Source organism: Winogradskyella damuponensis (genome assembly GCF_039538385.1).
GTDB lineage: Bacteria > Bacteroidota > Bacteroidia > Flavobacteriales > Flavobacteriaceae > Winogradskyella > Winogradskyella damuponensis.
Genome location: NZ_BAABCB010000018.1, coordinates 151561 through 166832 on the forward strand (window position 1 = coordinate 151561; position 15272 = coordinate 166832).

General features: G+C 32.1%; 16 protein-coding genes. 6 read left to right on the top strand and 10 right to left on the bottom strand.

Annotation, left to right across the window (positions count from 1 at the left end; all coding sequences use genetic code 11):
* Positions 1-59: 59 nt before the first annotated feature.
* Positions 60-1613 carry a DEAD/DEAH box helicase gene (locus tag ABD730_RS09345; RefSeq protein WP_334469173.1) on the bottom strand — a complete coding sequence of 518 codons (1554 nt, stop codon included), beginning with the start codon at positions 1611-1613 and terminating at the stop codon, positions 60-62.
* A 207-nt stretch (positions 1614-1820) separates the two neighbouring features.
* On the opposite strand from ABD730_RS09345, the gene ABD730_RS09350 reads away from it, so the two are divergent.
* Both ABD730_RS09350 and ABD730_RS09355 read left to right on the top strand, forming a co-directional pair.
* Complete coding sequence (locus ABD730_RS09350; protein WP_334469175.1) at positions 1821-2744, top strand: peptidoglycan DD-metalloendopeptidase family protein; 924 nt, start codon at positions 1821-1823, stop codon at positions 2742-2744.
* A gap of 59 nt (positions 2745-2803) precedes the next feature.
* Complete coding sequence (locus ABD730_RS09355) at positions 2804-5032, top strand: type IA DNA topoisomerase (RefSeq protein WP_344714151.1); 2229 nt, start codon at positions 2804-2806, stop codon at positions 5030-5032.
* Position 5033: 1 nt separating this feature from the next.
* Here the strand turns inward: ABD730_RS09355 and ABD730_RS09360 are convergent, their stop codons facing one another.
* The 4 genes from ABD730_RS09360 to ABD730_RS09375 all read right to left on the bottom strand — a co-directional run bounded on the left by ABD730_RS09360 (position 5034) and on the right by ABD730_RS09375 (position 9118).
* Positions 5034-5492, bottom strand: coding sequence for a GyrI-like domain-containing protein (locus tag ABD730_RS09360; protein WP_344714152.1), 459 nt, complete (start codon positions 5490-5492; stop codon positions 5034-5036).
* 70 nt (positions 5493-5562) lie between these two features.
* The gene (locus tag ABD730_RS09365) at positions 5563-6024 is read right to left on the bottom strand and encodes a cold-shock protein (protein WP_334469181.1); all 462 of its coding nucleotides are present in this window, start codon (positions 6022-6024) and stop codon (positions 5563-5565) included.
* A 161-nt stretch (positions 6025-6185) separates the two neighbouring features.
* A complete protein-coding gene (locus tag ABD730_RS09370; RefSeq protein WP_344714155.1) occupies positions 6186-6647 on the bottom strand; it encodes a hypothetical protein in 462 nt (153 codons plus the stop codon).
* Between the two features lie 2 nt (positions 6648-6649).
* Entirely contained in the window at positions 6650-9118 is a 2469-nt protein-coding gene (locus ABD730_RS09375) for a zinc-dependent metalloprotease (RefSeq protein ID WP_344714157.1), read from the bottom strand.
* 136 nt (positions 9119-9254) lie between these two features.
* On the opposite strand from ABD730_RS09375, the gene ABD730_RS09380 reads away from it, so the two are divergent.
* Together ABD730_RS09380 and ABD730_RS09385 are read left to right on the top strand one after the other, a co-directional pair.
* Positions 9255-9551, top strand: coding sequence for a DUF3817 domain-containing protein (locus tag ABD730_RS09380; protein WP_334469188.1), 297 nt, complete (start codon positions 9255-9257; stop codon positions 9549-9551).
* Positions 9544-10782 carry a mechanosensitive ion channel family protein gene (locus ABD730_RS09385; RefSeq protein WP_334469191.1) on the top strand — a complete coding sequence of 413 codons (1239 nt, stop codon included), beginning with the start codon at positions 9544-9546 and terminating at the stop codon, positions 10780-10782. The genes ABD730_RS09380 and ABD730_RS09385 overlap by 8 nt, the downstream gene beginning before the upstream one ends.
* Before the next feature lie 8 nt (positions 10783-10790).
* On the opposite strand, the gene ABD730_RS09390 is transcribed toward ABD730_RS09385, so the two are convergent.
* Positions 10791-11174, bottom strand: a complete 384-nt coding sequence (locus tag ABD730_RS09390; protein ID WP_215926074.1) for an acyl-CoA thioesterase — start codon at positions 11172-11174, stop codon at positions 10791-10793.
* Positions 11175-11210: 36 nt separating this feature from the next.
* The gene (locus tag ABD730_RS09395; protein WP_215925689.1) at positions 11211-12104 is read right to left on the bottom strand and encodes a DUF72 domain-containing protein; all 894 of its coding nucleotides are present in this window, start codon (positions 12102-12104) and stop codon (positions 11211-11213) included.
* 179 nt (positions 12105-12283) lie between these two features.
* Here ABD730_RS09395 and ABD730_RS09400 point away from each other — a divergent pair, with 179 nt between their 5' ends.
* Complete coding sequence (locus ABD730_RS09400; RefSeq protein WP_334469195.1) at positions 12284-12700, top strand: glyoxalase; 417 nt, start codon at positions 12284-12286, stop codon at positions 12698-12700.
* A gap of 2 nt (positions 12701-12702) precedes the next feature.
* Here the strand turns inward: ABD730_RS09400 and ABD730_RS09405 are convergent, their stop codons facing one another.
* From ABD730_RS09405 to ABD730_RS09415, 3 genes are all read right to left on the bottom strand, one after another.
* A complete protein-coding gene (locus ABD730_RS09405) occupies positions 12703-13383 on the bottom strand; it encodes a DUF2461 domain-containing protein (protein WP_344714164.1) in 681 nt (226 codons plus the stop codon).
* Positions 13384-13454: 71 nt separating this feature from the next.
* The gene (locus ABD730_RS09410; RefSeq protein WP_334469199.1) at positions 13455-13643 is read right to left on the bottom strand and encodes a hypothetical protein; all 189 of its coding nucleotides are present in this window, start codon (positions 13641-13643) and stop codon (positions 13455-13457) included.
* A gap of 101 nt (positions 13644-13744) precedes the next feature.
* A complete protein-coding gene (locus ABD730_RS09415) occupies positions 13745-14647 on the bottom strand; it encodes a mechanosensitive ion channel family protein (protein WP_334469202.1) in 903 nt (300 codons plus the stop codon).
* Between the two features lie 383 nt (positions 14648-15030).
* On the opposite strand from ABD730_RS09415, the gene ABD730_RS09420 reads away from it, so the two are divergent.
* Positions 15031-15252, top strand: coding sequence for a hypothetical protein (locus ABD730_RS09420; RefSeq protein WP_215925694.1), 222 nt, complete (start codon positions 15031-15033; stop codon positions 15250-15252).
* Positions 15253-15272: the final 20 nt, after the last annotated feature.

Consider the following 15272-nt stretch of genomic DNA (forward strand, 5'->3'; position numbering starts at 1 on the left):
GCGCGAAATTACGCTATTTTATAATACAAAATCAATTTAATTCTGTTTATTATAAACCTTTAATCCTCAGGAGGAAATCCGTGGATTTCTTCAAATTTCTCATCAAAATTAGTTCTTAAATACGAGTTTAATTTCTTCTGGTAGTCGTCCTTTAACCATTTCAAGAAATTATACGTACTTCTACTAATACATTTGGCATAAGTTTCAATACGTTGATTGATATCGTCCTTTAATAGTTTCGCTAATGCCAAAGCATCGTAAACATCTTCACTATTTTCTATACAGATTTTAGCGTGTTGCTCTATAGAACGTTCAAGTACTACTTTTGAAGATTCTCCACTATCTACAGCATCTTTGTACGTTTGCTTAATATCAAAATAAGTTTCTTCAGACTTAGAGAATTCTTCTTTGATTTCATCGGATAAATCGTGTTTAAAGTTTGATTCAATCGCTTCATCATCCTTAATACGATCTGCATACCAGTTTGGCGATTTAAAGATTAATTGCCAATCTAAATCTGCGCCCCAAGGTCCAAATCTATACAGGTTGTTTCCTAAATCTATAGTTGTAAATTTTGATTTATTATTTAAAATACGAGACCCACGACCAATCATTTGGTAATATAATGTCAAGGATTTGGTTGCTCTGTTTAAGATAATGGTATCAATAGTTGGCTCATCAAATCCCGTAGTTAAGATACTTACCGATGTTAATATAGCATCTGGAGTTTCATGAAACCATTGTAAAATTTGCTTACGTTGTTTCTTTGTCGCGGTGTTATCCAAGTGCATAATTGGTAAATCTGCTTCTTTAAATGCATAATACACACTAATAGATGTGTTAATACCATTATTAAAGATTAAGGTCTTCTTCCCTAGCGAATGTTTTTTATACGCATCAATTAGTTTTTGCAACATTGCTGGACTAGAGTATAAATCTTCAGACGATTTTACGGTATAATCTCCATTAGAACCCACTTCTAAAGACGTTAATCCCATATCGTATGCATAAGTCTCTGCTCTTGCCAAAAACTCATTTTCTATAAGATTCTCAATCGTTTCACCTGTAATAAGTTCATCGTAATTATCCTTCATTGGCAAATCCTTATTTGAACTTAAAGGCGTTGCAGTTACTCCAAGAATAAACGATTTTTCAAAAAACTTAAAAAGTTTGGTAAATGAATTGTAATGCGCCTCATCAATAATTACTAAACCAACATCAGAAATATCTAACATGTCATCGTTTAGTCTATTATTTAAGGTTTCAACCATGGCCACAAAACAAGAATAGTCTCCTTGATCATCTAAATTTGCCTTACTATTGACCACTTTATTTGTCACACCAAAACCATCCAACATCTTAGACGTTTGGTTACAAAGTTCTACTCTGTGCGTCATAATCACTACTTTCTTTTTGTGATTTTTAAGGTATTGACGTACAATTTCAGAGAAAATTACTGTTTTTCCACCACCTGTTGGTAATTGGTATAACAAGTGATAATCTTCGCGCTCTGTGTCAAACTTTTCGAAAATTTGGCTTATGGCTCCTTGTTGGTAGTCGTATAATTCTTTATCGGTTTTTTTTTCTTGAACTGCTTGATTTGTTACAGACATAAATTTAGTTTCGGGTTAACTTTTTAGAAGTTGCAAATTTACAACACTTTGGTTCACAAAAAAAGTCTCAGAACAATAGATACCTATTCAATTTTATGAAAACGATTTTTTTGTTAGAAAAATTCGCAGGACTTTCAAAAATTTAATTTTCAAATAATATTTATTATATATTTACGTTTCCAAAGTTTGTTAGATTATTTGCCCTCTATGAAATACATTGTTTTCTGTATCACATTTTTCTACTGTACAATTCAAACATTCGCCCAAGAAGATTCAATTTCTAAGTCTTTAAAAATAGAATTACAAACAACTAAATTTAAACGGGTTGTTATTGAAGCTATTGAAATACCTCTAATAACAAAAAAAGCCGAAGTTGTAGATATTAAAGCTGAACATTGGGATACGACACTTTACAATCCTTATGCCAATACCATTCAAGAGTTTCCAATTGAATTAAGTTTTACAGATAGCACTTATGCCTCTCCTGTTCCTCATAAAAAAGTCGTTACATCACGATATGGTTGGCGCAGAGGGCGACCTCATAAAGGTATTGATATTGATTTGGTAACTGGAGATACTGTAGTAACGATATTAGATGGTATTGTACGTTTTGCAAAATATGCAAATGGGTTTGGAAATGTAATTGTTGTACGCCATTTTAATGGCTTAGAATCTACATACGCACACTTATCACACATTGGTGTTAAAGCTAACGATACAATTTATAAGGGTCAGTATATAGGTAAAGGTGGAAATACGGGGAATTCTAGAGGAAGCCATTTACATCTGGAATTAAGCTATAAAGGTGAATACATTCATCCGGAATACCTTTTAGATTTTTCATCTAAAAATGCCATCAGATCACAACAAGTTTGGGTGACACAAAAGTGGACGCATGCTAGGTTTCACAACTCAAGGCGTGTCAGTAAAGTAAAAGTTATTAAATCTGCCGATGAAGCTGCATTGGTTAGTTTAATTAAGACTCCTAAAGTGTATGTGGTAAAAAAAGGAGATACGCTTTATGGCATTTCGAGACGAAATAATATGTCTGTATCACAACTTTGCAAAACCAACTCCATTAAACAATCGTCTCCATTAAAAATTGGGCAAAAATTAGTTTTAGAACTCTAAAAAAATAGCCTTTTCATTTATAAATTTCTGTATTTTCGCACTCATTAAATTCATTTTAATTGAAAGTCTGTATTGCCGAAAAACCAAGTGTTGCTAGAGAAATTGCCTCTGTACTAGGAGCTACCACAAAACGTGATGGCTACTATGAAGGCAATGGCTATGCTGTGACATACACTTTTGGGCATCTTTGTACCTTATTTGAGCCTGCCGACTATAAACCTTATTGGAAAAGTTGGGATTTAAACAACTTACCTATGCTTCCTGAAAAGTTTGAGGTTAAGGTGGCTAACAATGATGGTATAAAAAAGCAATTCAACATTGTAAAAAGTTTATTTGATAAAGCAGATGTTGTCATTAACTGTGGTGATGCTGGCCAAGAAGGAGAATTAATTCAACGTTGGGTAATTAATAAAGCTAACTATAAAGGAAAAGTAGAACGGTTATGGATTTCGTCGTTAACTACTGAAGCTATAAAAGAAGGATTTAAAAATTTAAAGCCTTCAGAAAATTATGACAACCTGTATTATGCTGGTTTTTCGCGTTCTATTGGAGATTGGCTTTTAGGTATTAATGCCACACGCTTATATACGGTAAAACATGGAGGTTATAAGCAAGTACTGTCTGTAGGACGTGTGCAAACACCAACCTTGGCAATGCTTGTAAATCGGTTTAAGGAAATTGAAAACTTTGTACCACAACCGTATTGGGAATTACAAACACTATATAGAGCTACCCTTTTTAGTTATGAGGAAGGCCGTTTTCTTAAAATGGAAGATGGTGAAATTTTAGCTAATAAAGTCAAAGAACACGAATTTGAGATTGTATCCACCACTAAAAAGAAAGGGACAGAATACGCACCAAAACTGTTTGATTTAACAGGATTGCAAGTTTATTGTAATACGAAATTTGGATTTTCGGCAGACGATACGCTTAAAATAGCTCAGAAATTATATGAAAAAAAAGCGGTAACCTACCCTAGAGTTGATACCACTTTTTTACCTGATGATGTATATCCTAAAGTAAAAAACATATTATCTAAACTAACTGATTATTCGACTCTTATAACACCTCTTTTAACTAAAAAAATAAAGAAATCTTCTCGTGTTTTTAATGATAAGAAAGTAACAGATCACCATGCTATTATTCCAACCGGAATGCAAACCCATTTGCAATACAATGAGCAACAAGTTTACGACATTATTGTAAAGCGTTTTATAGCTGTTTTTTATGACGATTGTAAAGTATCAAACACCACAGTTATAGGAAAAGCGGCTGATGTTAACTTTAAAACCACAGGAAAAGAAATTTTATCTAAAGGATGGCGTGTTGTTTTTGAGTCAGAAAAGTCCAACAAAAAAGAGGATGCCTTACTGCCTACTTTTGTAAAAGGTGAAAAAGGACCTCATGAACCTTCATTTATAGAGAAACAGACAAAAGCACCAAATCAATATACAGAAGCGACTCTCCTACGAGCAATGGAAACCGCAGGAAAGCAAGTTGAAGATGAAGAGCTTAGAGATTTAATGAAAGAAAATGGTATTGGACGTCCATCTACACGAGCCAATATTATTGAAACACTGTTTAGACGGAAATATATAAAGCGAAATAAAAAACAGATATTACCAACGGTAACAGGAATTCAACTTATTGATACAATTCAGAATGAATTGCTTAAATCTGCCGAACTTACGGGTTCTTGGGAAAAGCAATTAAAAGATATAGAAAAAGGTGAGTTTAGCGCAAGTGCTTTTATTAGAGGAATGAAACGCATGGTTGATGCCTTAGTTTATGAAGTCCGAAGTGAAAAGGTACAAACTCGAATTTCGGCGGTAAATAATAAACCTGTAGGAAAACCAAAATCGAAAGCAAAAACGAAATCAAAGTCCCAATCATTAGTGGGTAATTCTTGTCCTAAATGTAAAACGGGTTCTTTATTAAAAGGGAAATCGGCTTATGGCTGTAACCTTTATGGAAAATCTTGCGATTTTACCTTACCCTTTAGTTTTGGTGACAAGAAAATTTCTGAAAAACAATTTATTAGATTATTAACTAAAGGATCTACTGTAAACTTAAAAGGCTTTAAAATTGAAGGCAGCTCTCAGGAAGGTTTATTACGCTTTGATACTGATTTTAAATTAAAATTTGAACCAAAGCAAACCGTAAAAAAACCAACAATTAAAGCCGGTGATGTTTGTCCTAAGTGTAAAACAGGGAAAATACTACAAGGCAAAACAGCTTTTGGTTGTAGTAATTATAAGGTAGGTTGTGATTTTAGAGTTAATTTTTAATTCATCTTACAGGAACATAAAAGTCCTCTTCAGAATCCGGACTTCCATTTATATACTTTTCGCCCATAGTTTGAAAATGTGGTCTATTATCAATTGTGTATCCAGAATGTGGTAACCATTTCTTCATGATTTGCTCATAGGTTTTAGAAGCATCCATGCCTTTATGAAGACACAATGCGTACATACCTTTAGGAATTGTAAACGACTTCATACCTTCTGGTATGTGATCTAAGTTTTTAACTTCGACACAAGCCCAAATATCAAATGGTTTTTCTATAGTATTAAAATCATCATAAACTTGTAACGCTATAAATTCGTTATTCAACCTATTGTGAATTTCTCTATGTCTTGGCATAAAACGTTTCCATAAGGCAACAATATTACCAAACTCACTATGATGCATAGCACTTTTTATTCCAACGACTATTTTGCTTTCAATTGTTATTATTTGTGGATGCATAAAAAAGAAGTATAAAAAAACCATCATAAGTATTAATTATGATGGTTCTATATATGATATTTAAGGTATACTATTTAACTAGTTTTACTCTAACGGCATTCATACCACGTTGTCCTTTCTCTAACTCGAAAGTAACCTTGTCGTTTTCTGCAATTTCATCAATAATACCACTGACGTGTGTAAAGTGCTTTTCGTTAGTTTCTGTATCTATAATAAAACCAAAACCTTTTGAACTGTCGTAGAAAGATACTTTCCCATTTCTGATTGGATCAAACGGATCTTCGTCAGATTCTTCTTTTGTAGGAATACCTATAACAATATTTTTTGCTTTTACTTTAACCTTCATAGAAGGATCTGGAGGTGTATCTGTAAGGTTTCCGTTATGATCTACATAAGCCAAAGGAATACCACCTGTTCCATTTTCTTCTTTCTCGAGTTTACGCGCTTCCATTTTCTTACGCTTATCCTCTCTCTTTTTTAATCTCTTTTTTTCTTTTTCGCTTTTACTAAAAGTTTGTTGTGATTTAGCCATTCGTTGTTTTAAAAATTAATATGTGTGTGCTCATGAAAATATTGCTAATGCAGACAAGTTAATTAACTTAACAATGAATCGTATTAAAATCTAGTAAAATAACTTAAGAAAAAAGTTACTTGTGTAGTATATTTTCAATAAACTAGTTGCAAAGATACAACTTATATCCTTTCAATCTTTCCTGTTTGAGTAATATTATTAACACCAGACTTTAAGGTTAAAAAAGCATTGCCATTAGCTTTAACATTAATATGAAACTTAGCTTCACCTACATTAAACTCAATCACAATTTCTTGTGCATCATCATTAAAAGACGCTTTATAATTTGTGATTTTATTCTTTGAGGTATCTGTTAAAAATGTGTAAGTACCTAATGAGCTTAGTGTTCCGCTAATATTATCAGACTCAATTTTTAGCGTATTATAATCTGCTTCTAACCTTTGTCTTTCTTTATTGTTATAAACAACTAAACCTACAAATTGATATTGTTGTGCTTTAATAGCTGTTTTAGAGCTGTGATATGTTGAAGCAAATATTTCCTTTTGACTTGGTTTTGATTGCGCACTTGTAATGGTTGTTGCAGAAAAACATAGAAGTAAGGCTAAATAAATAATTTTTTTCATGATTATTTTGGGTCTAAAATTAAATTAATTCGTTCGATACCATCTCTATAATGGTATTTGGTTTCTGTGTTTACATTAGTTTTTGAAGCTGAAGTAAGCATACGCTTTACTATATTTAACTCACCTCTAACCAAAGCTCTAACATCAGATTGATTAACATTGTAATACTGTCTGCTGCGATTTGGATCTAAATCTTTGGTCATTAAATTTGCCATAGCATCTAAATACACACGCTGCAAGTTACGTCTAAAAACTGAAACATTCAATCCTGAATCTACTTCAGACCATATTCCTGAACGTAAATCTCTTAACATTTCTAAAGCCGAATAACTATTAGCATCCATTGCATTATGATCTATTAGCCTTCCTAAACGTTCAAAATGCAATAAATTATTTAAATGTCTAGACTGTAAACTTCTTATGCGATCTGTATAACCAGCATAATTTATATTCTGAAGTATAGACTTATCAATTAGCCATGTTGGAGTTTCAAATGCGTTTTTATGCAACCATTGTATTGCCGACTTTTGATATGTTTTAGATACAGGATTATAAACCATGCCTCCTTGTGACGGATTTTTATTTTCTTCTACTACTCCACCAACATGTGTAACCACATGACCAATATATCGACTCCATACGCTAAGCATTTCACCATAAAGCTCTTCTAAATCTTCATAATTATCTGTTTGATCACTTGTCCAACTTGGTAAATTTTTAGCGACTATTTTTAAATTTTTAAGTCCATATGTACTCGCCTTAATACTATTGTTTCCTATATCTTCCGTTTGTGCTGTAGGATCATAACTACCGCGACCTCCAAATTTGTAAATAGGATTACCTGCCTTTTCCATCACCCAACCATTTAATATGGCTTTTTCATCGTCTGCAGATTTTGCTCCGTCAATATATCTATACCCATAATTAATTGCGTATTCATCGTAAGGCCCTAACTGTCTTATAAATCTTATATTTTCGTCTCCAGGTTGCGCTATATAATTATATCGAGCATAATCCATAATGGTTGCTGCAATACCATATTTTTGCGTAAACGCACCATCTCTATAACTTTCTACATCATAAGCGTAACTTGCACTCATATTATGTGGTAAACCCAAAGTATGACCAACCTCATGAGCAATAACCATTTTCATCATTTCACCAATTTCTTCATCTGGAGTATTTAAGGTTCTTGCTAATGGATTTGCTGCACCAGTTTCTAATAAGTAACGGTTACGGTACGAACGTAAATGGTTATGATACCAAATAATATCACTTTCAATAATCTCACCACTTCTTGGATCTGAGACGCTTGGTCCTGTGGCATTTCTTGTGGTACTCGCTACATATCTTACTACAGAATATCTAATATCTTCAGGACTAAAATCCGGATCTTCTTCTTTAGTTGGTGGATCTTTTGCAATAATTGCATTTTTAAACCCAGCAGCTTCAAAAGCTTTTTGCCAAAGCTCTATACCTTCTTTCATATACGACCTAAACTTCATCGGAGTTGCTGGGTCTAAATAATAAACAATAGGTTTTACAGGTTCAACTAACTCTCCTCTATTATAAGCTTCAATATCTTTTGGGATTAATTTCCAACGTCTTAAATAAGTTTTTCTATCCGATTTTAATTCTTCGCTACTGTAGTCGTATTTACTTAAAGTAAACCAACCTACACGATCATCATAAAGTCGTGGTTGCATTGGCGTTTCTGGCAAAAGAATCATAGATTGATTCATTTGTATACTAATGGTTTCATCTCCTGTATTTACTGGAGGGTTTGAAGCGTTATAGGTAAAATCTTGTATAACTTCTATATTTTCCGGGAAGCTCTTAACCGAATTGATAAAGCTTCTTGATTTATCTAAATTCTTAACCTTGTAAGTCGATCTTAATCTTGACGATAATCCACTAATGGCTTTCACATCTGATCCATAAAAGCTGGTTACATCTATAACTACAGCAGAAGAATCTTTAGAAAACGCAGCAATGTCAAAAGCATATAAGGTGGGCTCGTAATTATTAGACGTTACAGATACGTTAATAGGTAAACTATCTGCAGCAACAGCGCTAGATGATTTTTCTTTAATGAGAATTTTATCTTTAAAACGCTCCCAATTAATCATACGTGTATTGGTTTTTGTACCAGCATTTACATAACCACCACCTAAGTTTGAAGGTAATTTAGAAAAACGACTTACCAACAACATATCTGTATTTAAATATGCCATTGGGATTTCAAAATAGTACTTCTCTCCCACTAAATGCACATCAAATAGCCCTTCATCTGAAATGGCTTCTTTTGTAATGACTTTATCGTAATCTTTTATTTTTTCATTGCTTTTTTTAGATGGTTGTGTTTTTACCTGTGCTGTGTTGTTTTTTGTTTTTTTCTTGCTTGCCGTTTGCGCTGTTGCACAAGACAATAAGATGAATGAACAGAGTGTTAGTGTTAAAGTTTTTCTCATGAATTAAAATGCTAATAGATTAAAGATATTGCTAAATATAAATAATAGAATTTTAGTTTTATCAAATTTCTTAAAAGCTGTTAAAATCTTCTCTTATTACTTAATTCTAAAGTATTTTTGCACAAAATTTAATATCATGCTAAAATTATTGCCTGTTTTTAGAATTGTGGCTTTACTAGAAGGTGTTTCCTATATCTTATTATTGTTTATTGCTACTCCAATAAAGTATTTATATGAAGACCCACAATATGTGAAATTATTAGGAATGCCACACGGTATTTTATTTATGGCTTATGTTGTAATAGCCGTTTTAATTAGCTCAGACATGAAATGGCCAACAAGAACATTTTGGATTGTTTTATTGGCTTCTATTATTCCTTTTGGAACTTTTTATATTGAAAAAAAATACTTAAACAAGTCTAAACGTGCTTAATATTAAACACATCTTATACGATATTTTAATAGAAAATGGCTTATCTGAAGATACAGCAAAGTATCTTAATATGCTTGGACTTCTCCTGGCACTTTTAATTTTAGCCTTTATTGTTGATTATATTACCAAACGTCTACTTTGGAGGTTCTCGGCAAGTGTAGCTAAACGCACCAAAACAGATTTTGACAATATACTAATCACTAACAAATTACCAAGAAATATAGCGCATGTAATTCCGTTGTTAATCTTAATTGAATTTGTACCTCAGGTATTTTCAGATTTTGAAACTGCCAATATTATTATCGAAAAAACCTTGGTGATTATTACCATTGTACTCACCCTTCAAATTATAAGAAGTTTTTTAAGTTCTATTAAAGATTACCTTAAAACATTACCTAATTACAAAGACAAGCCTATTGATAGTTATGTACAAGTCTTTATGATTTTTGCTTGGCTTCTTGGCTTATTTTCAATTTTAGCCATTATAACAGGTGTCTCTTTTATAAAATTTGCGACGACATTAGGTGCTGCTTCTGCTGTTATAATCTTAATTTTTAAAGATACCATTTTAGGTTTTGTAGCCAGCATCCAAGTCTCTATAAACGATATGGTAAGGATTGGAGATTGGATTACCTTTGAGAAATATGGTGCTGATGGTGATGTTATTGAAATTAATTTAGCCACTGTAAAAGTTCAAAACTGGGATAAAACAATAACAACAATTCCTACTTATGCTTTAATTTCAGATTCGTTTAAGAACTGGAGAGGTATGATGGATTCTGGCGGACGACGAATTAAACGCTCTGTGATTATAAAGACCTCTACCATTAACTTTTTATCTGCTGAAGACATTGAACGTTTTAGCAAGATTCAATTGGTTTCAGAGTATTTAAAAACACGCTCTACCGAAATAAATACTTATAATGCACAACACAATATAGATAAGTCTGTTTTAATTAACGGACGAAACCTAACCAACTTTGGTGTGTTTAGAAAATACCTTCAAACGTATATTGAAAACCATTCTGCCATAAATAAAGATATGACATTAATGGTGCGTCAACTAGAACCCACTTCACAAGGAATTCCGTTGGAAATCTATGCCTTTAGCAGTGATCAACGATGGAAAAATTATGAGTATATATTAGGTGATATCTTTGACCATGTCCTCGCATCTGTAAAATATTTTGATTTAGAAATTTACGAGCTGTCCTTAGGTAACAAAAATTAAGAACAGATTTATAATCTATCTTTAACATACTCCACTTGTGTTTTACCGTGTGGTGCAGGTTTTCCGTCGGCTCCCAAATTAACCATAACAATGTTATCTACGGTTAGTATGGTTTCTCTGGTCATTTTATTTCTGGCTTCGCATTTTAATGTTAGCGATGTTTTACCAAATTTTAGTACCTCAATTCCTAGTTCTACAATATCTCCTTGTACCGCAGAACTCATAAAGTTGATTTCAGATATAAATTTGGTAACAATTTTTGAATTTTCGAACTGAATGATGGTATAAAGCGCAGCTTCTTCATCTATCCATGCTAAAAGTTGTCCTCCAAATAAAGAACCATTAGGATTTAAATCTTCGGGTTTTACCCATTTTCTTGTATGAAATCTCATGTTTTTATTGTTGTTATTAACCATCTTAATATGTTTTTATAAAAGTTTTTGTTGTCTATCTGAATCGTCGTTTGGGATTTTTAAATGAGTCCCCAATTCGGCATTTAATTGTTTTATCAAATAAGCAGAAAGTAATGGTGATTCTTTTTCGATATTTTGATGTACAAAAAAGTCTATTTCTTCAATACCATTAGCTTTCCATAGTTTTAAGCGTTCTACCCAATCATCTAACCTTGCGTAATCACTTTGATGATTAGCGCCAACATAACGTACAAAAGCTCTAGAGTTTGTTAAACGCATATGCATAATATCGCGTCTGCCAGCACTATCTACTATAATATTTGAAATATTATTTGCTTCTAAAAGTTGATATAAATCTTCGGCTACGGCTTTGTCGTTATACCAATTGGTATGTCTAAACTCCATAGCTAATGGAATTTCTTTTGGCCAACTCTCTGCAAAATTTACAACACGATTAAAGTCTTTTGGTGCAAAATTGTTATGCATTTGAAGAAACACACAACCCAACTTTTCTTTTAAATTTACGGCACTGTAGAGGTAATTGTCTACAATAGGCGTAATGGCGTCACTCAACCGTTTCCAATGGCTAATTTCTTGGTTTAGCTTTGGAAAGAACTTAAAATTATCAGGAGTCTTATCGTACCATTTTGCAAATTGCTCTGGAGGAAATATTCTATAAAATGTAGCGTTGAGTTCAATAGAATTAAATTGACGCGAGTAATATTCTAATTCGTCTTTAGTACCTCTAGGATAAAATCCTTTTAGATCTGCTTTATTCCATTTTGCACAACCAACAAAGACATTACACCTTTCTGATGGTTTGTTCTGCAACACTTTTAAAGTATCTGGATGATCTGCTGGTAAAGTAAAATCTATATCGCTTGGATTATCGACACTTCCGAATTTCATGAATTTGCGTTTATTCAAAGATAAGTGTAATCACTTTATTTGAAAATAGAAAAGCATTAGAATATTGAATACAATAATCACCATTGTTAATAACCACGTTAACAAGATAATTGCACTTCAATTAAACGAGGTAAGTTATTGAGTAAATTTAATTCCGAATTCACCTTAATAACCTCATTATGACTTCTAGAACCGAAGATTTATTAGCTATTCGTCCAAATATTTCATCTGCAAAAATCTATGATACAATAGGTTCTGAAGAGTTATTTCAAAATAAAACGATACGACCAATTGTAAAACTTCAACACGATTTACTCATCGTCGTTTTTAAAAATTACATTACGAAACATAAAAACGTGTTTTATGAACTTTCTTTAGAAAAGCAATTGGCCTATATAGATAATACGATTCATAAAGACACAAAATTCAGAAATGCTGTAAAAGGCATGCTTATTGGTCAGTTTACGGTTGAAGAGTACGCCTTATATATTCAGAATTCATCTTCTTTAAACAAACGTATGATGACTATTGTTAAGGAACGACTAATTGATAGTATTCAAGTATTTACTAAAACTGATGTTTTACAAGCCGTTTAAATTTACAACAACGATTCGCCGTTTAAGTTTGTTGTAAGGACATCACTCATATAGTCAAAATAAGGTCTAATTTTTTTAAAGGCATCATCAACATCATTTAGGAAACCCTCTGCTAAAACGTCTTTATCTGTATATTTTTTAGTGAATATAAATTGTTTTTTTCTTATTAAATCTATAGCTGCGTGTTCTTTATCAAAACCTTTAGGTGCTGTTTTTAGTTCATCACCAACAAAATTTCCCCAAGTAGCCTTAAATGTTTTGTCATTAAGAATCGTTCTGATTTCGCTATCATCCATTTCAAATTCTTTTCTAATACGTAATAGATCCTCTTTGTTTGGGTCCCAAAAACCTGTAGCAATAAATGATTCGTTATTAGGCTGAATATGCAAATAGTAGCCACCTCTTAATTCTGGCTTTTTTCTGGCAAATGAACCTCCAAAGTGGGTTTTATAAGGCAATTTATTTTTAGAAAATCGCACATCTCTATAAATTCTGAATATCTTGATTTTTTCAATCTGATCATGTGCACTCATTAACTCACCCAAATGATTATAAGCTATTTTCATTTTAGCTTCAATCGCTTTAAATTCTGGTTTATGTGCATTAAACCAATCTCTATCGTTGTTTTTTTCTAACTTTTTAAAGAACGTAAAGACGTCTTTGGGTACAGGATAACTCTTCATATTATTTTTTTGTATAAAAATAAAAAAAGCCATCTCAATTGATGGCTTTGTTTATATAAATATCAAAAATATTACTTGTTGTCGTCTACTACATCTTCAACTTCATCCGAAACATCATCTGCAGCATCTTCAATAGCATCTCCTGTGTCATCTACTGCTTCTTCAATTTTATCTCCTGTAGATTTTTGTTCTCTACAGCTGGTTGTGATTATACTTAAACTAAATAAGGCTATAAATAAAAAACTTAATTTCTTCATCATTTTTGGTTTTTAGTGATTAATATATATAGCAAATATCGTTATCCTTATGCCATTCCTTTTGCTCTTATCCTATCAGTTTTAACTCAATTGAATGTTTAGTACTAGTTCTTAGCAAAAGTCTCTTTGATATCAGATGTATTAACATCTAATTTACTATCAAATTGTAAGGTTCTAATTGGGAATGGAATGTTAATACCTTCTTTATCATAGGCTTTTTTAATCTCAATAATAGCCTTGGTTTTAGCTCTTAATTTTTCGAGCATATTTTCTGCATCTATCCAAAATCGGCATAAATAATTTATAGAACTATCACCAAATTCTGTATAATAAAACTCTACATTTTCGGCAGTTTCTACTTGGTCAAACGTATTAGCAATAACTTCTTTGGTAAGTTGCTCTACCTTCTCTAAGTCAGACTCATAACCTACTCCACATTCTATAAACACTCTCATTTTTGTTGTTAAAGAATAGTTTTTTAAAGGATTATCTAAGATTGTTTTATTAGGAATAATAACAATATTATTATCTGCTTCCTTAAGTGTAAAATCTTTAAGATTAATATCCATTACTTCACCTGAGTATCCTGTGGTTTCAACCCAATGTCCTATTTGTATTTTCTTTCTAAAGGATAATATAAGTCCTGCAAAGGTATTAGCCAATGTACCTTGTAGTGCCAAACCAATAGCCAAACCAACAACACCTGCACCTGCAAGTAAGGAGGTTAAGGCTTTGCCTAAATTTAAAACACCTAGTGCCATAAATAAACCTAAAGCCACAACAATAACAGCACTTACTCTTGAAATGGCTCCTTTAATAGACTCCTGCTCTACACGTTTATCAATAAGTCTAATGACTAATCTGCTGACATATTTAGCCGTAAAATATGCTGCAACCATAACCAAAATAGCCAAAATTAAATTAGGAATACTTTCTATAATAGCATTAAACCAACCTATTAATTTATCTACAAGGTTGCTTAGTGCTGTATTAAATTGCTCTTTCATGTTGAATATATTTGTATTGTTATTTGAAATAAATTTTGAGTATTTAAGTTTTAAATTCGAACTTTTCACTCTTAGAATTCAAATATCGTAATGATTAATGATTGTCTTTAGCTCTTATACTATAGGTTTTAACCTTATTCAAATTGCGAATCTATTTTTTTGCTTTAACACAACCTACCCACTGATATCCAAGCTGTTTTATAAATAGCTTGAATTATTGAGCCTTAAAATATTGCTATACTTATTTAGTAAAGTACTGATTGTTAAACAGATTTTAACAACGTGGATAACTACATTAATAAATGTTATAAAATAAACTTGTGAGTTATCATATTTTTCCCTATCATGCACTAATTTATAAACAGATATTATATTTATTATTTATGGGTAGACCAGCAACAAGACCAACAGCACTTAAAGACGGTTTTTATATTGAAATTAGAAACAAAGGCTCAAGATCAGGTGTAAAATTATACAGTGGTACTAAATTACAGATGCATCGCGCTATTAAAATGTATGAGCGCTCTAAAGAAGTGATCATTTTAGGCGAATCTGTAAACGGAAAATTTTTAGATAAAGAGCCAAAACATCATGTGGCTGATTAATTCTTGAATTCATTTTTTTC